At 41.5% G+C, this 23491-nt stretch carries 28 protein-coding genes; 12 read left to right on the top strand and 16 right to left on the bottom strand.

Annotation, left to right across the window (positions count from 1 at the left end; translation table 11 throughout):
- Position 1: 1 nt before the first annotated feature.
- Together V7O61_RS03595 and V7O61_RS03590 are read right to left on the bottom strand one after the other, a co-directional pair.
- Positions 2-793 carry an ABC transporter permease gene (locus V7O61_RS03595; protein ID WP_023844421.1) on the bottom strand — a complete coding sequence of 264 codons (792 nt, stop codon included), beginning with the start codon at positions 791-793 and terminating at the stop codon, positions 2-4.
- Positions 793-1425: an ATP-binding cassette domain-containing protein gene (locus tag V7O61_RS03590; protein ID WP_407282690.1), complete on the bottom strand. Its 633-nt coding sequence runs from the start codon at positions 1423-1425 to the stop codon at positions 793-795. Before V7O61_RS03590 ends, V7O61_RS03595 begins: the two co-directional genes overlap by 1 nt.
- A 273-nt stretch (positions 1426-1698) precedes the next feature.
- Between V7O61_RS03590 and bcp the strand changes: the two genes are divergently transcribed.
- Complete coding sequence (gene bcp / locus V7O61_RS03585) at positions 1699-2178, top strand: thioredoxin-dependent thiol peroxidase (protein ID WP_023844423.1); 480 nt, start codon at positions 1699-1701, stop codon at positions 2176-2178.
- Between the two features lie 18 nt (positions 2179-2196).
- On the opposite strand, the gene V7O61_RS03580 is transcribed toward bcp, so the two are convergent.
- From V7O61_RS03580 to V7O61_RS03515, 14 genes are all read right to left on the bottom strand, one after another.
- Positions 2197-2373 carry a hypothetical protein gene (locus V7O61_RS03580; RefSeq protein WP_023844424.1) on the bottom strand — a complete coding sequence of 59 codons (177 nt, stop codon included), beginning with the start codon at positions 2371-2373 and terminating at the stop codon, positions 2197-2199.
- A 20-nt stretch (positions 2374-2393) separates the two neighbouring features.
- Positions 2394-3011, bottom strand: a complete 618-nt coding sequence (locus tag V7O61_RS03575) for a V-type ATP synthase subunit D (RefSeq protein ID WP_023844425.1) — start codon at positions 3009-3011, stop codon at positions 2394-2396.
- A gap of 17 nt (positions 3012-3028) precedes the next feature.
- Positions 3029-4408 (bottom strand): ATP synthase subunit B, encoded by a 1380-nt coding sequence (locus tag V7O61_RS03570; RefSeq protein WP_023844426.1) that lies wholly within the window; start codon positions 4406-4408, stop codon positions 3029-3031.
- Position 4409: 1 nt separating this feature from the next.
- On the bottom strand, positions 4410-6140 hold the full coding sequence (locus tag V7O61_RS03565) for an ATP synthase subunit A (RefSeq protein WP_023844427.1): 1731 nt from the start codon (positions 6138-6140) through the stop codon (positions 4410-4412).
- A complete protein-coding gene (locus V7O61_RS03560) occupies positions 6137-6436 on the bottom strand; it encodes a V-type ATP synthase subunit F (protein ID WP_023844428.1) in 300 nt (99 codons plus the stop codon). The genes V7O61_RS03565 and V7O61_RS03560 overlap by 4 nt, the downstream gene beginning before the upstream one ends.
- Positions 6436-7512, bottom strand: coding sequence for a V-type ATP synthase subunit C (locus V7O61_RS03555; protein ID WP_023844429.1), 1077 nt, complete (start codon positions 7510-7512; stop codon positions 6436-6438). Before V7O61_RS03555 ends, V7O61_RS03560 begins: the two co-directional genes overlap by 1 nt.
- Before the next feature lie 7 nt (positions 7513-7519).
- Entirely contained in the window at positions 7520-8071 is a 552-nt protein-coding gene (locus tag V7O61_RS03550; protein ID WP_407282691.1) for a V-type ATP synthase subunit E, read from the bottom strand.
- Positions 8072-8117: 46 nt separating this feature from the next.
- Positions 8118-8351, bottom strand: coding sequence for a F0F1-type ATP synthase subunit c/vacuolar-type H+-ATPase subunit K (locus V7O61_RS03545; protein WP_023844431.1), 234 nt, complete (start codon positions 8349-8351; stop codon positions 8118-8120).
- Positions 8352-8355: 4 nt separating this feature from the next.
- Positions 8356-10311, bottom strand: coding sequence for a V-type ATP synthase subunit I (locus tag V7O61_RS03540; RefSeq protein WP_023844432.1), 1956 nt, complete (start codon positions 10309-10311; stop codon positions 8356-8358).
- Positions 10304-10630 carry an ATP synthase archaeal subunit H gene (gene ahaH, locus V7O61_RS03535; protein ID WP_023844433.1) on the bottom strand — a complete coding sequence of 109 codons (327 nt, stop codon included), beginning with the start codon at positions 10628-10630 and terminating at the stop codon, positions 10304-10306. Before ahaH ends, V7O61_RS03540 begins: the two co-directional genes overlap by 8 nt.
- A gap of 218 nt (positions 10631-10848) precedes the next feature.
- Positions 10849-12039, bottom strand: coding sequence for a radical SAM protein (locus tag V7O61_RS03530; protein WP_407282692.1), 1191 nt, complete (start codon positions 12037-12039; stop codon positions 10849-10851).
- A gap of 26 nt (positions 12040-12065) precedes the next feature.
- Positions 12066-12935 carry a polyprenyl synthetase family protein gene (locus V7O61_RS03525; protein ID WP_407282693.1) on the bottom strand — a complete coding sequence of 290 codons (870 nt, stop codon included), beginning with the start codon at positions 12933-12935 and terminating at the stop codon, positions 12066-12068.
- A gap of 12 nt (positions 12936-12947) precedes the next feature.
- Complete coding sequence (locus tag V7O61_RS03520) at positions 12948-13328, bottom strand: cytochrome c maturation protein CcmE (protein ID WP_023844436.1); 381 nt, start codon at positions 13326-13328, stop codon at positions 12948-12950.
- 33 nt (positions 13329-13361) lie between these two features.
- Positions 13362-13442, bottom strand: coding sequence for a hypothetical protein (locus tag V7O61_RS03515; RefSeq protein ID WP_407347475.1), 81 nt, complete (start codon positions 13440-13442; stop codon positions 13362-13364).
- A 233-nt stretch (positions 13443-13675) separates the two neighbouring features.
- On the opposite strand from V7O61_RS03515, the gene ahbD reads away from it, so the two are divergent.
- The 11 genes from ahbD to V7O61_RS03460 all read left to right on the top strand — a co-directional run bounded on the left by ahbD (position 13676) and on the right by V7O61_RS03460 (position 23474).
- Positions 13676-14722 (top strand): heme b synthase, encoded by a 1047-nt coding sequence (gene ahbD / locus V7O61_RS03510; protein ID WP_407282694.1) that lies wholly within the window; start codon positions 13676-13678, stop codon positions 14720-14722.
- Positions 14723-14727: 5 nt separating this feature from the next.
- Entirely contained in the window at positions 14728-15183 is a 456-nt protein-coding gene (locus V7O61_RS03505) for an AsnC family transcriptional regulator (RefSeq protein WP_407282695.1), read from the top strand.
- Between the two features lie 12 nt (positions 15184-15195).
- On the top strand, positions 15196-15666 hold the full coding sequence (gene ahbB, locus V7O61_RS03500) for a siroheme decarboxylase subunit beta (RefSeq protein WP_023844439.1): 471 nt from the start codon (positions 15196-15198) through the stop codon (positions 15664-15666).
- Positions 15667-15728: 62 nt separating this feature from the next.
- Positions 15729-16403 (top strand): bifunctional precorrin-2 dehydrogenase/sirohydrochlorin ferrochelatase, encoded by a 675-nt coding sequence (locus V7O61_RS03495; protein ID WP_407282696.1) that lies wholly within the window; start codon positions 15729-15731, stop codon positions 16401-16403.
- Between the two features lie 51 nt (positions 16404-16454).
- Positions 16455-17747, top strand: coding sequence for a glutamyl-tRNA reductase (hemA, locus tag V7O61_RS03490; RefSeq protein WP_288069782.1), 1293 nt, complete (start codon positions 16455-16457; stop codon positions 17745-17747).
- A complete protein-coding gene (gene hemB, locus V7O61_RS03485; protein WP_407282697.1) occupies positions 17726-18700 on the top strand; it encodes a porphobilinogen synthase in 975 nt (324 codons plus the stop codon). Before hemA ends, hemB begins: the two co-directional genes overlap by 22 nt.
- 15 nt (positions 18701-18715) lie before the next feature.
- Positions 18716-19981, top strand: coding sequence for a glutamate-1-semialdehyde 2,1-aminomutase (hemL, locus tag V7O61_RS03480; RefSeq protein ID WP_407282698.1), 1266 nt, complete (start codon positions 18716-18718; stop codon positions 19979-19981).
- 13 nt (positions 19982-19994) lie between these two features.
- Complete coding sequence (gene hemC / locus V7O61_RS03475; RefSeq protein WP_407282699.1) at positions 19995-20942, top strand: hydroxymethylbilane synthase; 948 nt, start codon at positions 19995-19997, stop codon at positions 20940-20942.
- Positions 20935-21837, top strand: a complete 903-nt coding sequence (locus V7O61_RS03470; RefSeq protein WP_407282700.1) for a dihydroorotate dehydrogenase — start codon at positions 20935-20937, stop codon at positions 21835-21837. The genes hemC and V7O61_RS03470 overlap by 8 nt, the downstream gene beginning before the upstream one ends.
- Entirely contained in the window at positions 21837-22616 is a 780-nt protein-coding gene (locus tag V7O61_RS03465; protein WP_407282701.1) for a dihydroorotate dehydrogenase electron transfer subunit, read from the top strand. The genes V7O61_RS03470 and V7O61_RS03465 overlap by 1 nt, the downstream gene beginning before the upstream one ends.
- 171 nt (positions 22617-22787) lie before the next feature.
- Positions 22788-23474 (top strand): PEF-CTERM sorting domain-containing protein, encoded by a 687-nt coding sequence (locus V7O61_RS03460; RefSeq protein WP_023844447.1) that lies wholly within the window; start codon positions 22788-22790, stop codon positions 23472-23474.
- Positions 23475-23491: the final 17 nt, after the last annotated feature.

The following is a 23491-nucleotide window of genomic DNA, read 5'->3' as shown; positions in this document are numbered from 1 at the left end:
TTCAGGGATTTCGGAGCATTTCTTTTTTGAACATCCCATAATCATCAAAACCCCTGTAGATCAGGACAAGCACACCCAGAAGTACATTTACAATGGTTGTGACATATATTGCAAGCATGATGGCTATCTGATACTCTATTGCAACAAGAGGACTTGCACCTGCAAGTATCTGACCTGTCATCATTCCAGGAAGAAAAACGATTCCAATTGTAGCCATATTTGCGATTGTAGGTTTTAATGCAACCCTTATGCTCTTACGTAAGTATGGGACAAGTGCCTCTGTCTTTTCAGCACCCATAGAGAGACGGAAAAGATATCGGTTCTCATTTCTCTGTATTTCACTACAGAAATGTTCCATGCCAATAACATTGGCTTTAAGTGAATTACCCAGTACCATACCTGCAATTGGTATGAAATACCTTGCATCAAAAAGGTCATTAAGGTTTATTATGAATTTGTTAAAATAGAGCAACATGATATAATTCGTTACTGCCATGAAAACAGTAAGTAATGGAAGAAGATTTCTCGTTTTCAACTCTGCATTTTTCAGAACAGTCTGTGATGCCACAAAAATCATGACAAACACCCATGCAATATTGAGAAATGGATTATTCAAGTCAAATACAAAAGTTAGAAAAACACCTACAAAAAGCAGTTGAATGACCATTCTTAATGCACTTTCAACTGTAGATGAAATGAGTTTCAGATTCAGGTAATAGCTAATAAGGATTGGTATGAGCAGCAGGAAAAAGGAAAAGAACATACCTTCAAGACTGATATCATATGTATCCATCAGTTCACCCCGGCTGAGAAATCAATTACTTTCATTGCTTTGCTTTCCCACTCCCTGTCATGGGAAATAGCAAGTACCGTCCAATGTGGATTATCAAAGAACATATCCACAACTTTTTGTTTCAAACCTGCATCAAGCTCTGCGGTAACTTCATCCAGAAGAAAAATGTCCTTGCCTGAAAGTAGCGCCAATACAAGAATAACTCTTTGTTTTTCACCACCGGACAGCTTCATGTAATCTTTGCCAAGTATATCAGGAGAAAGAGAGAGTTCACTAAGGATCTTCTCCATATCATCTCTTCCAGGCTTATCCGTATTTGCCCTGAATGAAAATATCTCTTCTATAAGGTCAGCCACCTTTCCTTCTGCTATATCCGTGTCCTGAGACACATAAGTAACCTTTTTTCTGATATCCCATATATTGCTGACGTCAATAGGTACGCCGTCAAAGAATATCTTACCGGAATTATATTTTCCAAATCCCATTATCATTCTGAAAAGTGTTGATTTACCGATTCCGGATTTTCCTCTTATGAGAATTTTTTCCCCCTTTGAGACTGAGAAATTGAAATCTGAAAGAATTGTTTTTCCATCATAACTAACAGAAAGATTTTGAACATCCAATATCCCCATTGTGATTTACCCCAGTTTAATAGATCTGTTATTTAGTTTATTGCCATAAGCTGTATTCGGATATAGCTTCCCAATATAGAATATTGGGTTCTATTTACATAACATAGCTCAGATATATATAGAACTATTACTTACTAATTTGCGGGTTGGTCTGACATATACTTACAACTCTGCCCCGATAAGAAACCAACCCAAAATCTCTTTTACGGAATGATATACAGACCACAATTTCTTGCTTAAACTCTTTAAATGAAAACGTACATAGAATAAAGCATGAGTAAGAATTCACTTACAGAAGGTCAGAAAGCTCCTGATTTTTGTCTCCCGGACCAAAATGAGAATAATGTATGTCTCAAGGATTTTGATGGAAAATGGATTGTTCTTTACTTCTATCCAAAAGATAATACATCGGGATGCACAAGAGAAGCACAGGATTTTACATCCCTGAAAGGTGACTTTGAATCTGAAAATGCAGTGGTTCTTGGAGTCAGTAAAGACAGTGTTAAATCCCACGTCAAATTCATCGAAAAGAAAGAACTTGGAATTACTCTTCTTTCAGATGAGGAAACGACAATTCACCAGAAATACGATGTCTGGAGAACAAAGAAGAACTATGGGAAAGAATATCTTGGAACCGTTAGGTCTACATTCCTTATCGATACTGAAGGGAATATTGTAAAAATATGGGACAATGTCAGGACTAACGGACATGCCGAAAAGGTGCTTGAAACCCTTAAATCACTGAAAAAATAATGCAGCTTTAGCAGACAATCATATGAAATCAAGATATTGTGATATTTCACTGAATATCAAAATGTAACCAAGTGCCAGCATAAAAAGCGAGATAAACCATGCCCATCTGAGAATTCTACCAAGGTTCTCAGGTTGCATCATTTTTAGAAAAAAACGATCGACCACATTTGGCCGATCTTCTGGAACATCATTCATAAAAAAAGGTTATCAAAGGATTATCCTTTGATCCTCTTGAGTCTGAAGGTGTTTTCCCTCTCCATCTCTTCGAGACGGAGCCTAATGAAGACCATTGCTTCCTGTAGTTCAGGTATAACCTTGAACTCGAGAGCATTGACACGCCTTTTTGTCTTCTCGATATCATCAAGAAGCTTTTTCATGGTTGTCTCTATCTCTGCTGCAAGGATGATCTTTTCTACAAGATGCTCATAAGCATCTGCTGCCTCATCAGTATATGAACTGGTACCAAGAATACCATAACCTCTTTCGTTTATGGACTTCTTTACGCTGGATGACTCGATCTTTGGAACGACTACACCCATGATGTTACGGCTTTCCAGTTCAATTTCAGGCTTGCTCTGAAGTGCAAAAGCTGTGGATTTGACGGTAATTGTACCGTCAACAGCATTTGCAATACCGATCTTACGGGAAGCTTCTTCATAGGCGGCATCCAGCTCAGATCTGACATCCTTAGCCTTGCTGAGAATCTCAAAGAATTCAAGGATAAGACCGTCTCTCTTCATTTTAAGCAGCTTGTGACCACTCTGTGAGAGCTTGATCTTTTTCTTGATCTCAATAAGTTCTGATCGAGTTGGTTTTACATCTTTCACGCCCATGTTGGATCACCTTTCAGTTAGTTGCTCTTGTGAGCAGGGTGGTACTTCTCGATATACTTGTTATCGATCCTGGTAAGCAGAGCTTCAGGAAGCTCAGAGAGAATATCCCAGCCAACCTGAAGAGTGTCTTCAATTGACCTGTCTTCATCTCTTGCCTGACGTACAAACCTGTCTTCGAAGAGGTCAGCGAACTCAAGGATCTTCTGATCTCTTTCAGACAATGCCTCTTTACCAACAATGGCTACAAGACCTCTGAGGTCACGACCTTCTGCATAACCAGCGTACATCTGGTCAGATACAGCTTTGTGGTCGTCTCTGGTCTTTCCTTCACCAATACCTGAGTTCATCAGACGTGACAGTGACGGAAGAACATTGATTGGTGGATATATGCCCTTCATGTGAAGTTCTCTGGAAACCACAATCTGACCTTCTGTGATATATCCTGACAGGTCAGGAATCGGGTGAGTGATATCGTCACCAGGCATGGTAAGGATTGAGAACTGAGTTACTGAACCCTTCAATCCCTTAATAACTCCTGCACGCTCATAGAGTGATGCAAGGTCAGTGTACATGTAACCTGGGTAACCACGTCTACCTGGTACTTCTTCACGGGCTGCACCCATCTGACGAAGAGCTTCACAGTAGTTTGTGATGTCAGTAAGAATAACAAGTACGTGCATGTCATGTTCGTATGCAAGGTACTCTGCAGCTGTAAGAGCCATCCTTGGTGTGATGATACGTTCTACAGCAGGGTCGTCTGCAAGGTTAAGGAAAACCACAGCTCTTTCAAGAGCACCGGTCTTCTCGAAGTCCTCCATGAAGTACTGGGCTTCTTCGTTTGTGATACCCATTGCAGCGAATACTACTGCGAAAGGTTCATCGGAACCTGGAACCTTTGCCTGACGTGCAATCTGAAGTGCGATCTCATTGTGTGGAAGACCTGAACCTGAGAAGATAGGAAGCTTCTGTCCACGAACGAGAGTGTTTGTTCCGTCAATTGTAGAGATACCTGTCTGGATAAAGTCCTCTGGTGGCATCCTTGAATACGGGTTCATTGATGCACCGTTTACATCTACTCTGTCCTCAGGAACAATACGTGGTCCACCATCGAGTGGTTCACCTGCACCGGACAGAATACGACCTAGCATGTCTTTTGATACAGGGAGCTTGATTGTCTCACCGGAGAACACTACACCAGACTCTTCGTTAAGTCCGCCTGTACCTTCGAATACCTGAACTGCTACAACATCAGTTGAGGTGTCAAGAACCTGACCTCTTTTTGTTGTACCGTCTGGAAGGTTGATGTGAACAAGTTCACCGTAACCTACTGGTTCGGTCTTCTCGAGGAAGATCAGTGGTCCAGCGATTTCTGTGATTGTCTTATATTCCTTGGTCATCTTAGTTGCCTCCAAGTGCTGCAAATTCCTTGTCCATCTTTTCCATGACAACATTCAATGCACTATCAAAGTCCTCTTCAAACTTCACCTTTGCAAGTTCATCCTTGGACTCTACGGATAGGATATCCTTCATTGGTATGCCTGCTTCCAATGATGCCTGTGCCATATCACTGTACTTGGAGATTGCTTTGAGTAATTTGTACTGCTTGTCAAATGGACAGTATGTGTCAACAGGGTGGAACGCGTTCTGCTGAAGGAAGTATTCCCTGAGCATACGACAGATTTCAAGAACCAATTGCTGGTCTTCCGGAAGTGCATCGGAACCAACAAGCTGTACAATTTCCTGAAGTTCGGATTCCTGCTGGAGAAGATCCATAGCATTGTCCCTGAGTGGTACCCAATCAGGTGCAACATTCTCTGAGAACCAGTCAGAAAGACCCTGAGTGTATAAACTGTAACTTGTAAGCCAGTCAATGGATGGGAAGTGTCTCCTCTGTGCAAGTTTTGCATCCAGTGCCCAGAACACTTTCACGATACGAAGGGTGTTCTGTGTAACTGGCTCTGAGAAGTCACCACCAGGTGGTGATACTGCACCAATAACTGTAATTGAACCTTCTTCTGCTGCAAGTGACTTTACTGCACCTGCACGCTCATAGAACTCTGAGAGCCTTGCAGAAAGGTATGCTGGATAACCTTCTTCACCAGGCATTTCTTCAAGCCTTGAGGAAATTTCTCTCATTGCTTCTGCCCATCTGGATGATGAGTCTGCCATAAGTGATACATCGTATCCCATGTCACGGTAGTATTCTGCAATTGTGATACCTGTATAAACAGATGCTTCACGAGCAGCTACTGGCATGTTTGATGTGTTTGCGATAAGAACTGTACGTTCCATGAGTGGACGACCGGTCTTTGGATCCTGGAGTTCTGGGAACTCGTTCAGTACATCAGCCATCTCGTTTCCACGTTCTCCACATCCAATGTATACTACAATGTCAGTGTCACTCCACTTTGCAAGCTGCTGCTGAGTAACAGTCTTTCCTGAACCGAATGGACCAGGGATAGCTGCTGTACCGCCCTTTGCTACAGGGAAGAGACCGTCAAGGATTCTCTGACCTGTAATAAGAGGTCTTTTTGGAATGAACTTCTTCTCCACTGGACGTGGCATTCTTACAGGCCACTTCTGCATCATAGAAATCTCGGTACCATCTGTGAGCACACAGATTGTTTCATCTACCTTGAATTTTCCTGATTTGATTTCTTCAATTGTACCGGAAATTGTTGGTGGCACCATAATCTTGTGCTCAACATTCTCTGTTTCCTGTACAATACCAATTGTCTGACCACCAGTTACGGAGTCACCACTTGATGCAGTTGGCTTGAACTCCCATACTCTTTCACGGTCAAGACCGTTTGCAGTTACACCTCTGCTAATGAAGTCTCCCATCTTTTCCTGGAGAACTTTCAGAGGTCTCTGAATACCATCATAAATACTTTCTAATAAACCAGGTCCGAGCTCTACAGACAGAGACATTCCAGTGTTCACTACAGGTTCACCTGGCTTAATACCAGATGTATCCTCATATACCTGAACTGTGGCTTTGTCACCTTCAATTCTGATAACTTCGCCCATAAGACCTTCGTGACCAACGTGTACCACATCGTACATCTTTGGCTTGATACCCATAATCGTAACGACAGGTCCGGCCACACGATAAATTTCACCTTTCATTTCCACAGATCTACACCTACCGATTGCTTTATTTTTTCCCTTAAGTTCGAACTTTCACCACTACCACCGAGAGTCACAACAGTTGGCTCAACAGATTCGCTGATAGTGTTTCTCAACATCTCCGGTAGTCCATTCAGATCATCACCGTGCATTACCAGAATGCCGACTTCTCGATCCTCAAGTATTTTCTCTACAGTAGGCTCAAGTTCGCCATTATTAACTTCAAATATCTTTTTGATACCAGCAAGCCTGAAACCTGTTACAAACTCGCCATTTCCGACCACAGCTAATTCCATCAGATCACCAACTGTTCTTTGATAACATCATCTTCGAGGTTGGCAGCTTTACCACGAATGATTATCCGCAAGTTGCTTATCTCATTCTGTTTACTTAGCATGTAATCCATGATTGGTACAATTGAGATCGGATAAACATGTGAAAAGCTTGCTGCAGATTTAAGCCTGTGTTGTTTCAATCGGGTTTCGACATCAATTAATGAATCCATATCCGGTTTTACAACATCTGAGATAACATCCCAGTAAGGATTGTTCTCTAACTCAGATACAAAGTCTGCAAAGGATAAAGGCATCAGTCTTTCAGTTTCTTTAAGTTTGCACTTTAATCCACCATCAATCATTAAATTCATTACTTCAGGATCAGTAATTCCTGATTTCTTCAAACGGAAGAGAGTAATAAGATTTTTCAGATCAATGCCCATTCGAGTAAATTCCTCGAACAGCTTGCGATCTTTGGATTTTGAACCACTTATTGCTTCAAACAAACCGATATAGTACATCTTATCAAGCTGATTCTCAATCTCGGAAAGATTCGTACCATCATAATTCTTTAAAATTGGGTAATATTCCGTATTTGCAAGCTCAGAAATGACTTCCTCGTAAGTCTCTTTTGCTGCAAGGTCCGAAAGGAAAGTATAACTCATCCTTCCTGCTGCAACAATCGCATCAAGGATCTCTTCTGTAGATGCATTACAATATTTACCACGCAGAATCGTTTTAATATTCCAGATATCAAACTTCTTGAGTTTTTCGCCGATAAGGAAGTTCACATCACCATCTGAAATACTAAGTAATTTTGTGAAGGTCTCTGCGAGATTCCTGTTAAGGGCATGCTCAATAAGGTCTACACCTTCATACTGCCTTGCCAGTTCGTCTACATCCTCTTTATACTCAGATTCCTCAATAAATCTGGTAATTTCATCAATGCTCATATTCATGAGCCTAGGATAGGACTCCTTTGGCAGAAGCTTACTTTTCATTGCACGTACGCGTGCTGTGGTATATGCATAATTTGCATGACCCTTTGACTGGGATTTTTTGGAATTACCACGCTTAAATTTCTGCAACAGCTGCATTTAGAAATCACCCGAATAAGATATCAGATGTCTGTTTCAACAACCGCTCATTCACGCTTTTAAGGATGACATCGTAGGTATAATCCAATCTGATAGTACCATCTTCATTCTCGATAACAACGCCACCAAGGCAATCAATATTACCAGCGTATTCGAGGGAAGATATCTTTTTTACGATCTCCTCAGATTCGGCATTGGAATAAATCTTTTTGCCGTTTGCCTCATTTTCACTAATGAGAGCTTTAAGGAGTTCTTCATTTTTCTCTGGAGAAAACTCAGATATGGTTTCTACAGCCTGGACATATACTTTTTCGAGTATTTCCTTGCGTGCATTGAGCAGTGTGCGCTTCACTTCAAGATTTGCACTGGATATTTCTTGCTGCCTTATTTTTTTAATATCATCTTCTGCCTTTGCAAGACGCTCACCCATAATCCTTTTAGCATTCTGTTTTGCTTCATCAAGAATCAGAGCTACTTCTGCATCTGCTTCAGAATCCAATTTGGAAACTTCTGCCTGAGCAGCATCCATGATATCTTTAACAACAGTTTCTAGTCCCATGCTCAACACCTTTGTAAAATTTAAGAGCGAAAAATGCGCTCTTAAATTATCTGATCAACAGTGCAACTACCAGACCAAAGATTACAATTGTTTCTGGAATAACAGTCAGAATCAAACCTTTACCGAAAAGACTCTCGTTCTCAGCCATTGCACCAATTGCTGCACTACCGATGTCTTTCTCTGCAAGAGCGGATGCAATACCTGTAAGACCTACTGCGAGTCCTGCTCCAATTGCTTTCAATCCTGATGCGTCCATTGTTGTTACTGCTTCTGTTACCATTTTCTTATTCCTCCGTGTATTTTCTAATATATCCGAATGGATCGTATTTGCGTCCCCCACCTTCGTAGAATTTTCCGAAGAATTCTACATACTGCAACCTGAGTGCGTGTAAACCGGGGGCGATAATACTCAGGACAGTATTTAATGAGTGTCCAAACAAGAACACTATAATTGCACCTATTGTTGCCACACCTACTGGCGTTCCTGGTTCCCAGATCATTTCAAAAGCAATCAGGTTAACAGTTGAAGCGATGTAGATAGATGACAAACCTACAGCTATGATACGAGTGTAAGACAGTGAGTTACTGAGTAGTGAAGGCAACTCGATAGGTCCTTTGATACCTTCTCCCTTGAGAAGCATTACAAATCCTATTAAGAAGACAACTACACCGGCGATTGTTGCAACGGATGGAAGTGCTGCTGCATATCCAATTATTGCGATAATCAAACCGATTTCAATAACGAACCAGCTTCCTTTCTCAAAAATAGCTGCTGACATCCCATGTTTCTTGTTTTCATTGATGAAACCAAGGAGATAACCAATATTGATATGAATGAAACCGATAAGAGCGGTTGCAATGATCATGGTCATCACAAGATGGGTCCTGTGAACAGGGAAAGTGATCATTTCATCCCCGACTGGAGATGCAAAGAGATTGATTGTTTCAAAACCAGGAATCAAACCTGATACTGTTTCATGCTCAGTGTGAAGACTTGCAAGCGAAAATCCCAAAAACTCACCATATAACACACCAAATATCAAAGTCGATATCTGACAGTATATCAGAATGTTCATGAGTGGCTTGATAGCGTCTGAAGACATTACCTTCTTAATTCCAAGTGCCATTGCAAGCAATATAAGAGCATATCCAATGTCACCAAGAATCATTCCGTAAAAGAGCGGGAAAGAAATGAATATCAAGAAAGTAGGATCTATTTCTTTATAGACTGGTCTTGCATAAAGATCCATGATTTCCTGGAAAGGAGAAGTGATCTTTGAATTGTTGTACTCGATTGGTACAATCTTTTCATCTGCTTTTGTCATTTCCTGTTTGGAAACGAAAGCCCTTCCATTTGTAGCTTCTTTCACAATGCGTTCCAGATCTGAGAAATCCTCTGCTGGAACCCACCCGTCAATCATGAATGTACTGTCTGAAGTCGCAACTCTCAGAGGTGCTTCTGACTTCTGAGCTTCCACTGACAGAACTTCATTACTTGCAAGGATGAAATCAGCGTACTTATCTTTAAGTGACTCGATTTCTGCATCAATAGACTCAATCTGTTTCGCTAATCCAGATTCCTTTGAGATGATACCTTTAAGAGACTCAGAAGGTACTCCGCTTGCAGCTGGGACTCTAAGTTCCCTAAAGCCTGAATCGGCAAGAGCATCGGCCACCTCAGTAGCTTTGTCTTTTGAGACAAACACCACGACAGTGCCTTCTTTTGCATCAAAGAACATCTCATATGCAGAGGTGACTTTGGAAACTGAACTTCCAACATCTTCCTTTACATTACCTGCAAATACAGCAAGGTGCTCGTATCCACGGTAAAGGTCAAGATCAAGAGAAATGTTAGCAAAAGGAAGTAATTCCTTCTTTAAAGAATCAAGCTCTTTAAGTTCTGCTTCAAGCTTGCTTTTTTGCTCAGTTTTAACGTCAAGCTCAGCATCGAGTTTATCAAGAGTTGCATCAAGGTTAGAAAGAACAGAACTCTCGGAACCTTTACTTTTAGATTCAACATCCTTTACGCCAAGTAAACTGGCTATGGATCTTATCTTGATAAGTTTCTTTGACACTTCATCTATTTTTTCAAATGGCCTACCAATACGTAGACCGGAACCATCTTCATTGAAATCTTCGATCTGGAGCAGATTAGCTTTGTGCAGAGCATCGACCGTTTCTTCAAAAATGCTTTTATGGCCAACAATTACGGCACGATTCATCTGCTTTACATCAAGCATGTATTGCCCTCTCGAATTCGTTTACAATTAAAGTGACAGCTTCATCGACTTTAGAAGAAGCAGAGCTTGCGATAGTTTTAGCCTCGCTTTCCCCATCCTCGACGATCTTTGATTTATCTGAAGTGATAGACTCTTCTGCAGATTTCATTGCACTTTGTGCAGATTTCTGTGCATCGACTTCGGCCTGTTTAATGATTTCCCTGGCCTCGGCACGTGCACTGGCGATACGGTCGTTTTTTCGTTTGCTACCGTCGTCAACCATTTTGCGTGCATTGTCTTCTGCTTCTTTGATTTCCGACAAGATTTTTTCTTTGGCCATGCTAATCCTCATGTGATGAATTGCTTATTATCCCGAATAAATCAACATCTCCTATTGCTAGCTCACATATAAAGTATTCGGTTTTCCAGATACCAGCGAACTACCAATATACATGATTTATCATGATATTGGAAGATTTTATTAGAGACATAATACTATAAATTAGTCCTATTGATTGCGATAATTGTATTACTATAATGAATGATAATTATACTAAATCAATGCATAGATTTATCTAGCCTTACCGGAAGCTGAGTTCCTTCCGGTATAGTATGGATATATTTGCTACGGAATTCAGGGTTGCGCATCATACAGTATTCTGCAGAGCAATTATATGCGTCATGCTTACCCATTCTTTCCCATATAGCAGCAAGGCTTTCCTCACGAATATTTCCAAATGACAGAGGAGTATAGGCACATGGAAGAACATCTCCACCTGCGGTTGTATGCATCCACCTTCTACCGGCAAAACAACCGAACTCATCAGGACCCATAAAATTCGGGAAGGAAGTAACTCTTGGACCATCCTCTTTACTATTCATTGATTTCTGAAATTTTCCAAGTCTGTCAACGTCTTTGGAACTTATTACCTCATCCTCGTGTTCTAACCAGCGCCCTACAGCTATAATCTCGTAAATTGACATTTCCTGCATGCCCATGTCTGCTGCAAAATTGTAGAAACCATCGAGATCATCAATATTGTGTGGAGAAATGACTACAAAAAGATCTGCAAGCACACCTGCATCGACAAAATGCCTGATACCATTAACAGTATTCTGGAAAGCTCCTTCACGACCTCTTACACGATCATGTTCAGTTTCATCAGGACTATCCAGACTTAAATGTGCAGAAAACAGACCTGCTTTTTTCAAATCAACGGCTCTTTTTTCATCCAGACTGAAACCTGATGTGAAACAGGAAACTATTGCACGGGACTTGTCCACCTTAGCAATCATTTGCTCAAGATCCTTCCTAAGGAGAGTTTCCCCTCCATCAAAAGCAATATAATAGGATCCAAGATCAAGTGACTGGTCAATAGCACTGTTGATTTCATCAGCAGTCAGGATCGGATCTGCCACAGTACCGGCTGCACCACAGTGAATACAGTCATAAGGACAATGTGTGGTAATACCAATAGAAAACTGATCCGGTACTCTCTTCTTTAATATAGAAGCTACCTGGGCACTGATCATCCTCTTGAAAATATCACCTGGCATTGGTGGAGCCCATGTAGAGAAAATTATGTTTTCCTCATCGGAATATATGGGCTTTTCTTCAAGAAAGATCTTGTTGATGCGTTTTATAATAGGTTTTGCAACAGGAGCGAGAGGACCTTCTGTATCAAGAACCACTCGTCCGTTTTCAGTGCTGGCATTTACTTTAATTACTGATTTATCATAAACCCTCATGAAGTCACCTGATAATTGAATAAAAATTAAAGGACATCTGCAGGAAGCATGTCCACCGTAATAAGGTCAGTTATTAACTCCAGTTTATCCCTCGCCTCAGACAGAGGGAACGAAGCAAGTATATCTTTTGCATTTTGAACGCAAGTACGAACCTGATTCACAGTTTTCTCCACTGCTCCATCATGATCCATGGTCCTTCTATAAATAAGTGGTAACGTAACAGATTCGTAAGTAGAACTCTTATCTTCAAGCTCATTAAGATACTCAAGAAGATCATCAACTATCTGGTATGCATTACCTACATTTTCACCAAATAAGCGTAACTGTCTGGCAGTGTCAGAATCCGCATTTGCAACATATGCACCAATAGCAGCGCTTGCAGCAAAAAGGGAACCAGTCTTTTTGCTAATACACTCATAATAGTTTTTCTCTCTGAATTCATCATCAACGCTTGAAATATCAATGGTTTCGCCCTCGGCCATATACATTCCAGCCCTGCCAAATTCATTTACTGCATCGTTACCATAACCCGAAATAAGAGAGATTGCCTTGGAGATTAGGAAATCACCACAAAGTATCGCTGCCGGAATTCCATATTTTTTATGTGCCGACTCAACACCACGGCGTACAAGGCCTCCATCAAGTACGTCATCATGAATAAGAGACGCAGAATGAATGAATTCTATTGCAAGTGCCGCCTTGACACCTTCCGCAGAATTTCCCCCGCACATCTCAGTACATAATATAAGCATAACAGGACGAATATTTTTTCCACCGGAACTGCATATGTGCAGAAGCATCTTTTTCATCTGGGAACTATCATCCATAGAATTGACCATATCATCCTTGGCCATCTTGATTAATTGATATTCATCCAGATCTTCTATTTGTATCATAACCACGCCTGCTTATTCTGAGTATTTAGAAGGACAGCTCATAACTATCTGACTTGCTTCAACCATAGTTGGAGAGAGCATTTTTCCACTTATGCTAACACTTTGTCCTTCAACAAGGTTGGCCGGAAGAGAACCAGTATATTCCACATTAATCTCGTAAGAGGAATCTTCCAAATCCTGAAGTGCAAAAGAAGTGCCATCCGTAGATATATCAAGAGTGCCATTTTTGATCATACCCATTGTGTTGACATCATGCCCTACATACTTCTCAGAGTTAAGGGAAAGATCAGAGACCATATAATATCCCTGTGAAAGGTCAACATTCCAGAGACCTACAAAACCAACAACAGCAATGAAAACAACTGCAAGTATCGTTTTTTGTGTTTTATCCATAGGAAGCACCTCTACAATGATATATAATCAGGATTACTTTTCCATCCTGCTATATTGGCGCACCAGTTTTCTGCGGGAACTTATAATGTGTACAACATATACAAGTAATGTAATCCAGGTAATTGCAAATGCAATATCTAACGCGCCTATAAAGAATCACCTCTATATCAGCCTATTGTTTGTCATGAGCATTAAGACAAACCCTTCTATCAATAATCAGACACAAATGAACCAATGTATACATTATTGATTTGCCCTGATAATCAAGTATTAATATGGGTGTGCAGTAGTATAGTTCCATCCTATATATAGGTAAACATACGAACAAAAAATCTTCATGATCAATTATGGCAAAACCTCCAAGACTTATCGCCTGGGAAACAACAGCAGGATGCAACCTTTCATGCAAACATTGCAGAGGATCATCCACTGAGAAAAAACCAGAAGGTGAACTTACAACCGAAGAAGCACTTCATTTCGTAGATGAAATAAAGGAAATGGGAAACCCGATACTCATACTAAGTGGCGGAGAGCCTCTTGTAAGAGATGACATTTTCGAGATTGCAAAGTATGCCACTGAAAAAGGCCTGCGTGTTGCAATGGCAACAAACGGCACACTTGTCACACCTGAAATGGCAGATAAAATAAAAAGTGTCGGCATACAGAGAGTCAGCATCAGCCTTGATGGTTCAAGTTCTAAAACCCACGATGACTTCCGTTGCATGCCAGGGGCATTTGATGGTGCAATAACAGGAATAGAGAATTTGAAAGATGCAGGAATAGGTTTCCAGATAAATCCAACTATCACAAAACGCACCATTGATGAAATTCCGGAAATACTGGAAATGGCAAAGGAACTTGGTGCGGATGCACTTCATATTTTCCTGCTGGTACCAACAGGCAGGGGCAAGGAACTTGAAAATGATGAAATCCCGCCTGTGGAATATGAAAGGATACTAAACTGGTTCTACGACAGGCAGAAGGATGCAGGCATTCAGCTTAAAGCAACATGTGCACCTCATTATTTCAGGATAATGCGCCAGCGCGCAGAAAAGGAAGGCATCGAGATAAGTGTCAAGACCCACGGTTACGAAGCAATGACAAAAGGATGTCTCGGAGGAACAGGTTTTTGCTTCGTATCAAGCACAGGAGATGTTTTCCCCTGCGGATACCTGCCCGCACTTGCAGGAAACATAAAAGAGCAGAGTTTTAAGGATATCTGGGAGAACTCAAAAGTATTCAACGACCTGCGTGATGTTTCAAAACTTAAGGGAAAATGCGGAATATGCGAATATAATACAGTATGTGGAGGATGCCGTGCCCGGGCTTACGCTGCCACCGGAGACTATCTTGAAGAAGAACCCTACTGCATATATGTACCTAAAAAACAGTGATTTTAATGATATTTCTTGATGATACCGATAAAAAGATACTCAACACTATCCAGTTTGGATTTCCTCTGGAAACAGAGCCCTACACAAAACTGGGAGATGAGCTGGGCATCAGTGAAAACGAAATAATTGAGAGGCTTGACAGACTGCACGATGAAGGTGCAGTCAGGAAGATAGGACCTATAATTAACCGCAGGGGAGTCGGAGGAACAAGCACACTTGTTGCTGCCAGTGTTCCTGAAGAGAAAGTTGATGAGGTGGCTGAATACATCAACGAGTATCACGAAGTATCCCACAACTATCACAGGCCTGAGAAATTCAATATATGGTTCACAATTTCTGCAGCTAACAGGGAAAGAATAGACACTATATTAGAAGAGCTCCATGAAAAAACCGGAGTGGAGTTTGTTGACCTTCCGACAAAAAAACTGTTCAAGATCGGAGTCAGGTTCAACATAAAGTGATGGGTGACAATTATGGCAGAAAATCTGGATGACATTGATGAAAAAATAATAAAAATGACACAGAACGGCATCCCACTTAAAAAATCACCCTTTGCAGATATTGCCAGTAAACTTGGCATCAGCGAGCAGGAAGTAATAGACCGACTGAAAAAAATGCAGGAAAAAGATATTATCCGAAGGTTCGGAGCATCCATAGGACATAGGGATATTGGAATTGTTGCAAACGCAATGTGTGTCTGGAATGTACCTGATGAGAGAACAGAGGAAGTTGGTACAATTATGGCAGGATTCTCCGAAGTCACACACTGCTATGAAAGGCCACGTGCTCCGGGATGGGACTATAACCTGTTTGCAATGGTCCACTCATATACAAAGGAAGACTGCGAGGAAGTTGCTGCAAGGATCTCAGAGGCAACAGGCATCAAAGATTACAAACTTCTTTATAGTGACAGGGAATTCAAGAAAACTGGAGTTCGGTTGTAATCGCAATCTTTAACTAATTTTACCGGGAAAAGCAGAAGGCAATCATTTCCGGAGATGGAGATATGAAAGACAAGAACCACTTCCTGCCACTGCTGATAGATATGAGCGACAAGAAAGTCGTAATATTCGGAAGTGGATCTGTCGGGGAAAGAAAAGCTAACCTGTTCTCAGAATATGCAAAAGTTACGGTAGTCAGCCGAAGTTTTTACGATATTTTTTATGAGCTTGAAGACAAATGCAGCATCCAGCTAATCAAAGCAGATGCAGGAAAGCTCACAGATGATGAGATCAATGATGTTATCAGAGATGCATTTCTTGTTATACCTGCCACCAATGACAGAAGCATAAATGAAAGAATTGTTAAGCTGTCCAAATCCTTTGGGATACTGACAAACGAAGTTGATGCCATTGGTGACGTTACCGTACCTGCTGTGATCAAACGTGGCGGGCTTACCATAAGCATTTCCACAGCAGGCTCAAGCCCCGCTTTTTCAAGATTTACACGCAGGCAGGTAGAGAAAATCATTACTCCTGAATTTGGTGATATGATAAAGATACAGGATGAAATGAGAACGTATCTTAAAAGTGAAGTACCTGACCAGAGAGACAGGAAAGATATATTGTGGGACATACTTGAGAGCGAAGAAGTGTGGAAAGGGCTTGAAGAATCATATGAAAAAGGGTTTAATACAGCACAGGGTATAGTAAGGAAGAAAATGAGCGAGAAAGTCAGATGAACATGTACTACAGACACCGCTATTTGAATTATTGTAAAACACGAGGTAACCATGACTGAAATAACCAGTATGGTGATAACCCATTCCAAAGCAACCGTGGAAGAGATCGAGGAAGCATGGGAAGGGGACATAGAAAAAATGCTCAAGGACCTGCACTCCCTTGATCTGGTTTGCGAGTGTGCCGTACTTAAAACCTGCAACCGCGTGGAAATATATGTTGTTTCGCCAAAGGGCAGTACTGTCCTGTTCCAGTTTGCCAAGAAAATGGGACTTTCCTCTAATATTATAGACTTTTTTGAACATGAAGAATCTATCATGCACCTGCTAAGGCTTGCATGTGGTCTTGAATCCATGATAATCGGTGAAGACCAGATCCTCGGTCAGATTAAAGACCTGTATCTTGTTGCCAAGAAACTTGGAACAACTGGTAAAATGCTGGATACTGCATTCAGTAAAGCAATTCAGGTAGGAAAACGTGTAAGGACCGAGACTGAAATTAACCGCGGTGCACTTTCAATTGCATCAGCATCAGTTGACCTTGCAGAAGACACAGTTGGCGACCTCCAGAACAAAATGGTACTTGTCATTGGAACCGGTGAAATGGGAACACTTGTCACAAGGGCACTTTCCCACAGGGAAATCGAGCTGATGTATATTGCCAACCGTACATACGAAACTGCAAAGGACCTTGCTGATGAGATGGGAGGACACGCAGTACACTTTGATCAGATCGATGAGAACCTCAGTAGAGCTGATGTTGTTATCAGTGCAACCGGTGCACCCCATTACGTCCTGAAGTACGAGCAGATAGAAAAAGCAATGAATTTCAGAGAAAAGGAACTGCTTTTAATTGATATTGCGAATCCCAGAGATATTGACCCTTCAATAGACGATATCCCCCATGTGACTCTCTATAATATAGATAACCTCAGAGTAATAAATGAGAAGAATCTGGAACTTAGAATGGAAGAGGCTAAAAAAGCCCAGGCAATAATTGATGAGGAATTTGAACTTCTAATAAAGCAGTACAAGAGACAGAGAGCTGACACACTTGTATCTGAATTGTATGCCCAGTCATATAAACTCCGTGTAAATGAAAAAGATAAAGCTATCACAAAACTGGGTGCTTACCATACTATTGGAGAGACAGAGCAGCAGATAATTGAAGATCTGACACACTCCATTATCAATAAAATGCTGGCAGAACCAACCAAGGTAATCAGATATGCGGCAGAAATCGGTGACGATGAGTTGCTTGAGTCTGTTGCCAGAGTATTTATCGCTAATAGATCAAACATTAAAGATAAGAGTGAGCTGTTAAAATGTTCCCCGAGCGCAGAATGAGAAGGCTAAGAAGCGGCAAGATAAAAGACCTGGTACGTGAAACTTCACTGTCGGTCAACGACCTGATATATCCGGTTTTTGTCAATGAAACAATAAACAAGCCGGAAGAAGTAGCATCCATGCCAGGGGTGTTCAACCTGCCATTGAATATGGTTGCAGACGATGCAAAAGAAGCTGCTGATCTCGGGATACCTGCCATGATTCTCTTCGGTATACCGGAACACAAGGATGAGAAAGGAAGCAGTGCATGGGGAGATGAAGATGTTGTACAGCAGGCAATACGCGAGATCAAGAATGAACTCGGAAAAGATATGCTTGTGATTACCGATGTCTGCCTCTGCGAGTACACCAGCCACGGACACTGCGGAATGGTTGATTTTGATACTGAGGAAATCATGAACGACCCAACTCTTCCACTGCTTGGAAAGACAGCAGTCAGCCACGTAAAAGCCGGAGCGGACATGGTTGCACCATCAGGAATGATGGACGGCATGATATCTGCAATTCGCAGTGAGCTTGACAATAACAATTTCCACAACACACCAATTATGTCCTATGCTGCAAAATATTCTTCAGCATTCTACGGCCCATTCAGGGATGCAGCGGGATCAGGATGTTGTTTCGGAGACAGGTCTACACACCAGATGGACCCGGCAAACTCCGACGAGGCACTTATGGAAACTGCACTTGATATCGAAGAAGGTGCAGATATAATAATGGTCAAGCCGGCACTCCCATATCTTGATATTATATACCGCCTCAAGACTGAATTCCAGATGCCAACGGCAGCATACAATGTCAGCGGCGAATACTCAATGCTTAAGGCAGCAGCACAGAATGGATGGCTTGATGAGAAACAGGTGATGCATGAATCACTGATGTCCATCAAACGTGCAGGTGCTGATATGATAATTACCTATTTTGCCAAGGAAATGGCACAGATGTTAAAATGATTACAGGGTGTTTTTATGTCATTAGATAAGTCCAGAGATTTATACAATAAAGCAAGAACCCTCCTCCCAGGAGGAGTCAGTAGTCCGGTAAGAGCTATCAAACCATACCCATTTTACACTGAATCTGCAAACGGTTCAAAGATAAAAGATATCGATGGAAACGAGTACATCGATTACTGTCTCGCATACGGACCAAATATTCTGGGACATGCAAATCCCTCCATCAAGCAGGCAATAATTAACCAGCTTGAAAAAGGATGGCTTTACGGCACTCCAACAGACCTTGAAGTAAACCTTGCCGAGAAGATTGCAGCACTTTACCCGAGCATTGACATGCTCAGGTTTGTTTCAACAGGAACCGAAGCAACCATGAGCGCGCTTCGTGCAGCAAGAGGATTTACAGGTAAGAACAAGTTCATCAAGATAGAAGGTGGTTTCCACGGTGCACACGATGCAGTACTTGTCAAAGCAGGTTCCGGTGCAACAACCCTTGGGAAACCAGATTCACTTGGAATCCCGGAAGACTTTACAAAACACACATTACAGACACCTTTTAACGATATTGAAGCACTCACACAGTTGATTGAAAAGAACCAGGACGATATGGCAGCAGTCATAATGGAACCTGTCATGGGTAATATTGGTCCGGTTCTTCCTGAAGGAGATTACCTTAAGGATGTCCGCAAGGTCACAGAAGAGAATGACGTAGTTCTCATATTTGACGAAGTCATCACCGGATTCAGACTTGCAATGGGTGGAGCTCAGGAATATTTTGGTGTTACACCGGATATGACAACACTGGGTAAGATTGTTGGCGGTGGAATGCCAATTGGTGTTTTCGGAGGAAAGAAGGAGATCATCGAAATGATCGCACCATCCGGAAGTGTCTACCAGGCAGGAACCTTCAGTGGAAGCCCGGCTTCAGTTGCAGCGGGACTTGCAGTACTTGATGTGCTTGAGAAGGAAGAAGTACATAAGAAGCTCAATGCAACCGGTGACATGATGAGAAGCAGGTTATCAGAAATCGTTTCAGATCTTAATCTCGATTACAATGTAGTTGGCATTTCATCAATGTTCAAGATTTTCTTTGGAGATAAACCACTGAACTATCAGGATGTACTCAAATGCGACAAGGAAGGATATGTACAGTTCTTCTTTAAGATGCTTGACAGCGGTGTTTTCATTCCTCCATCACAGTTTGAGACGAACTTCATATCAACTGCGCACAGCGAAGATGATATTGAAAAGACACTCATCGCTTACGAAGCTAACCTTAAATAAACGGTGAATTCACATGATAATAGGAACCCGTGGAAGTGCTCTGGCTCTTGCACAGACAGAAACTATTGAAGGAATGCTTGCAGAACTTGGTGTCAGCACAACCAGGAAAATAATAAAGACATCAGGCGACACATTCACAGACAGGCCACTTCATGAAGTTGCAGGAGTAGGTGCATTTGTCAGGGAACTGGATGACAGGATGATTGATGGAGAGATCGATATATCAGTACACTCCATGAAAGACCTGCCCACAATTCGCCCAGAAGAGCTTGCTACATCCGCAGTTCTTAAACGCGATTCACCATGTGATGTACTTCTTACTACCGACGGTTCAAGAATAGATGATCTTCCTGAAGGAGCTGTCATAGGCACATCTTCCATGCGCAGAAGAGCTCAGGTACTAAGGTACAGACCTGATCTTCATGTGCAGGATCTTAGAGGAAACATCAATACAAGGATTAGAAAACTTGAAGAAGGGCTTTATGATGGAATTCTTCTTGCTGAAGCAGGTCTCCAGAGAATGGGCTGGGAGATGGATGTTGAACGTCTTGACACACAATTTTTTTGCCCTTCAGCAAACCAGGGAACTATAGCTGTAGTCACACCTGCCGGAAGCGAGGCAGAAGAAGTAACATCCAATCTTGATCACCAGCAGACAAGAATTGAAACTGAAATTGAACGTATAGTTATCACTGATGTCGAAGGCGGATGCACTGCACCAATAGGTTCCTTTGCTCAGTTTATCAACGATGATGAAATCAGCATTTGCTGTGAAGTACTGGCACTTGACGGTTCAGAACACGTCCGCATTGAAGAAGTGATTCAGGCTGAAACATACCAAGAACATGCCAGAATGATCGCTAAAGAACTGGTACAAATGGGCGGCAAGGAACTTGTACAAAGAGCAGTCTGCCAGTTGAGTGCAGGAACAGCCGAAGAGGTGCAGGGACAATATGATTAAAGTTACCGGAATCGAACTTGAAAATCCAACCATACTGGCTGCCGGGATTATGGGAACCACAGGCGCATCCCTTGCACGTGTAGCAAAAGAAGGAGCCGGTGCTGTGGTTACAAAGTCCATTGGCCCGGAACCAAAGGAAGGACACAAAAACCCAAGTATGATGGACCTGGGTTATGGATTTTTAAATGCCATGGGTTTGCCAAATCCATCTTATCCTGATTTTAAAAATGAACTCTCAATTGCCAAGAAGGAATCCGGTATTCCGGTAATTGCAAGTATATTTGGAGGAACAGAGGAAGAGTTTGTCGAAGTTGCCCAGGGACTTCTGGAGTCAAATCCTGATGTTTTTGAGCTTAATGTAAGCTGTCCACATGCACTTGGATATGGTGCATCAGTGGGAAGCAATCCTGATGCAGTTGAGAGTATCACAGCCGCCGTAAAAGATGCAGTTGACATACCTGTATGGGTAAAACTAACACCTAACGTTACAGATATAGTATCAATTGGAGACGCTGCCCAGAGAGGAGGAGCTGACGCAGTTGTTGCTATCAATACTGTAAAAGGCATGGCAATTGACATTGAAAGTGGATATCCCATTCTTGGAAACAGGTTTGGAGGACTTTCAGGGAAAGCTGTGAAACCTGTTGCTGTCAAATGTATTTATGACCTTTATACAGCCCTTGACATGCCTGTAATAGGTGTTGGAGGCGTTTACACCTGGCAGGACGCTATTGAAATGATGATGGCAGGAGCTACTGCAGTCCAGATTGGTTCCGCAGTTCATGAAGGAATTGAGGTTTTCAGCTCGATTTCAACAGGAATTGATAATTTTGTTGCTGAAAAAGGATACAAGGACATAACAGATGTCATCGGACTTGCACATGAGAGGATATAATGTACCCAACTAATGTCAAAATTACCAAAATTATCAAAGAAACTCCATCCACAAGGACTTTTGTTTTTGACAAATCCTTTGATGAAGCTGTTCCGGGGCAATTTGTAATGGTATGGATTCATGGAGTTGACGAAATACCAATGGGATTGTCAGGTAAAGACTCAATCACTGTGCAGAAAGTAGGAGACGCAACAGAAAAACTCTTTAGCTTAAATGAAGGAGATTCGCTTGGAATCAGAGGACCTTTTGGAAATGGTTTCACACTTCCGGGAAAAGATGAAAAGATTCTCCTCATTGCAGGTGGAGTTGGTACCGTACCAATTATAACCCTGGCAAATTATGCAGCTTCTGAAGGCGTGTGCATAACTACTATACTAGGAGCCAGAAATGCTGAGGAACTGCTATTTGTGGATAAATTATCATCTTGTGGTGAACTTCACATTACAACAGATGACGGTTCTGCACACAGGTGCGGTTTTGTAACAGACGTGCTTGGAGAAACTGATATTTCTGCCTATGACAGGATATACACATGTGGCCCTGAAATGATGATGAAATGCATCTTTGGAATGCTTGAAAAGGAAAATGCACTTGATAAGACAGAGTTCAGCCTTCACAGGTATTTCAAATGTGGAATTGGAGTTTGTGGTGCTTGCTGCATTGATAAAAAAGGTTTAAGAGTTTGTAGAGACGGACCAGTTTTTAACGGACTGGAACTTATAGATTCAGAGCTTGGAAAATACATGCGCGGACCAAGCGGCAATAAGAAGGATTTCTAAATCCTATTTGTTTCTTTTTTCTTAACTGAAATTAATCATAACTTTCCTAAATTAAAGAAATGATGATGACCATTATCATAACTTAATTGTTTTTTTCATAATGTTTTTATATATCGGAATAATAAAGATGAAACCATCAAAGATAATTTGCATAAATCTTGGTGGTATGATATGAAAAACAATTTAAAAAACATAGCTTTGATGTTAATTGCTGCAATAATGCTGGCAGGAACAGTATCTGCTGCTCCTTCCATAACTGTTACAGAAGGAACAACTACTCTGGACATATGGACATATGGAAACCATAATTCCATAACCAGTGGATTTGAATCATATTTCGGCAGCTCAATTGTAGGAAGTACATGGACAGATGCTGATGGCAGACTTGCAGTGATCAGTGAAAATGGCTACATGAGCATTGTAACCGAAAATCCATCTAGCAATTTCTGTATTACATTCGCAAGTGACAATAATGATGGTTTTGCAAGAGTTCTAATTGATGGAGAAATGGTCTGGCAGGGAGATACCTGGGCAGACGTGGACCTTGCACAGGACATAAATCAGCAGAAGATCAGGTCACTCATGATCACAGGTCTTGAATACGAAACACATTCTATTATCATCAAAAATGTCAATGTCGAGCAGGAACAACAGCAACTGAAACAAAAGAGAATCGGATTATTCTGCGCAGCTCCTGAAACTGCACCATCAAATGCGCATGATGGTCATGTGACTATCTATGAATATGGTTACAATTTCCCTGAAACCGAAGAAATTCCGGAGTTCCCGACTATTGCAGCACCAATTGCAGCAATTATAGGAATTGCTTTCATCTTCATTAAAAGGAAAGAAGAATAATCGGAAACAATAAACAG

The sequence above is a fragment of the Methanolobus sp. WCC1 genome, assembly GCF_045690315.1.
GTDB classification, from domain to species: Archaea; Halobacteriota; Methanosarcinia; order Methanosarcinales; family Methanosarcinaceae; genus Methanolobus; species Methanolobus tindarius.
The sequence above is the reverse complement of the archived record's forward strand: the minus strand, read 5'-3'. Positions and strand labels throughout refer to the sequence as shown.

What these genes read in the sequence shown, in the direction of transcription:
- V7O61_RS03590 (WP_407282690.1), bottom strand. Translation starts at nt 1,425, where the DNA reads ATGGGGATATTGGATGTTCAAAATCTTTCTGTTAGTTATGATGGAAAA.
- ahbB (WP_023844439.1), top strand. Translation starts at nt 15,196, where the DNA reads ATGGCAGAAAATCTGGATGACATTGATGAAAAAATAATAAAAATGACA.
- V7O61_RS03460 (WP_023844447.1), top strand. Translation starts at nt 22,788, where the DNA reads ATGAAAAACAATTTAAAAAACATAGCTTTGATGTTAATTGCTGCAATA.
- V7O61_RS03575 (WP_023844425.1), bottom strand. Translation starts at nt 3,011, where the DNA reads ATGGGCGTGAAAGATGTAAAACCAACTCGATCAGAACTTATTGAGATC.
- V7O61_RS03520 (WP_023844436.1), bottom strand. Translation starts at nt 13,328, where the DNA reads ATGGATAAAACACAAAAAACGATACTTGCAGTTGTTTTCATTGCTGTT.
- V7O61_RS03565 (WP_023844427.1), bottom strand. Translation starts at nt 6,140, where the DNA reads ATGAAAGGTGAAATTTATCGTGTGGCCGGACCTGTCGTTACGATTATG.
- V7O61_RS03555 (WP_023844429.1), bottom strand. Translation starts at nt 7,512, where the DNA reads ATGCAGCTGTTGCAGAAATTTAAGCGTGGTAATTCCAAAAAATCCCAG.
- ahbD (WP_407282694.1), top strand. Translation starts at nt 13,676, where the DNA reads ATGGCAAAACCTCCAAGACTTATCGCCTGGGAAACAACAGCAGGATGC.
- bcp (WP_023844423.1), top strand. Translation starts at nt 1,699, where the DNA reads ATGAGTAAGAATTCACTTACAGAAGGTCAGAAAGCTCCTGATTTTTGT.
- V7O61_RS03550 (WP_407282691.1), bottom strand. Translation starts at nt 8,071, where the DNA reads ATGGGACTAGAAACTGTTGTTAAAGATATCATGGATGCTGCTCAGGCA.
- hemA (WP_288069782.1), top strand. Translation starts at nt 16,455, where the DNA reads ATGACTGAAATAACCAGTATGGTGATAACCCATTCCAAAGCAACCGTG.
- hemL (WP_407282698.1), top strand. Translation starts at nt 18,716, where the DNA reads ATGTCATTAGATAAGTCCAGAGATTTATACAATAAAGCAAGAACCCTC.
- hemB (WP_407282697.1), top strand. Translation starts at nt 17,726, where the DNA reads ATGTTCCCCGAGCGCAGAATGAGAAGGCTAAGAAGCGGCAAGATAAAA.
- V7O61_RS03470 (WP_407282700.1), top strand. Translation starts at nt 20,935, where the DNA reads ATGATTAAAGTTACCGGAATCGAACTTGAAAATCCAACCATACTGGCT.
- V7O61_RS03505 (WP_407282695.1), top strand. Translation starts at nt 14,728, where the DNA reads ATGATATTTCTTGATGATACCGATAAAAAGATACTCAACACTATCCAG.
- V7O61_RS03580 (WP_023844424.1), bottom strand. Translation starts at nt 2,373, where the DNA reads ATGAATGATGTTCCAGAAGATCGGCCAAATGTGGTCGATCGTTTTTTT.
- hemC (WP_407282699.1), top strand. Translation starts at nt 19,995, where the DNA reads ATGATAATAGGAACCCGTGGAAGTGCTCTGGCTCTTGCACAGACAGAA.
- V7O61_RS03465 (WP_407282701.1), top strand. Translation starts at nt 21,837, where the DNA reads ATGTACCCAACTAATGTCAAAATTACCAAAATTATCAAAGAAACTCCA.
- ahaH (WP_023844433.1), bottom strand. Translation starts at nt 10,630, where the DNA reads ATGGCCAAAGAAAAAATCTTGTCGGAAATCAAAGAAGCAGAAGACAAT.
- V7O61_RS03525 (WP_407282693.1), bottom strand. Translation starts at nt 12,935, where the DNA reads ATGATACAAATAGAAGATCTGGATGAATATCAATTAATCAAGATGGCC.
- V7O61_RS03530 (WP_407282692.1), bottom strand. Translation starts at nt 12,039, where the DNA reads ATGAGGGTTTATGATAAATCAGTAATTAAAGTAAATGCCAGCACTGAA.
- V7O61_RS03595 (WP_023844421.1), bottom strand. Translation starts at nt 793, where the DNA reads ATGGATACATATGATATCAGTCTTGAAGGTATGTTCTTTTCCTTTTTC.
- V7O61_RS03540 (WP_023844432.1), bottom strand. Translation starts at nt 10,311, where the DNA reads ATGCTTGATGTAAAGCAGATGAATCGTGCCGTAATTGTTGGCCATAAA.
- V7O61_RS03545 (WP_023844431.1), bottom strand. Translation starts at nt 8,351, where the DNA reads ATGGTAACAGAAGCAGTAACAACAATGGACGCATCAGGATTGAAAGCA.
- V7O61_RS03495 (WP_407282696.1), top strand. Translation starts at nt 15,729, where the DNA reads ATGAAAGACAAGAACCACTTCCTGCCACTGCTGATAGATATGAGCGAC.
- V7O61_RS03560 (WP_023844428.1), bottom strand. Translation starts at nt 6,436, where the DNA reads ATGGAATTAGCTGTGGTCGGAAATGGCGAGTTTGTAACAGGTTTCAGG.
- V7O61_RS03570 (WP_023844426.1), bottom strand. Translation starts at nt 4,408, where the DNA reads ATGACCAAGGAATATAAGACAATCACAGAAATCGCTGGACCACTGATC.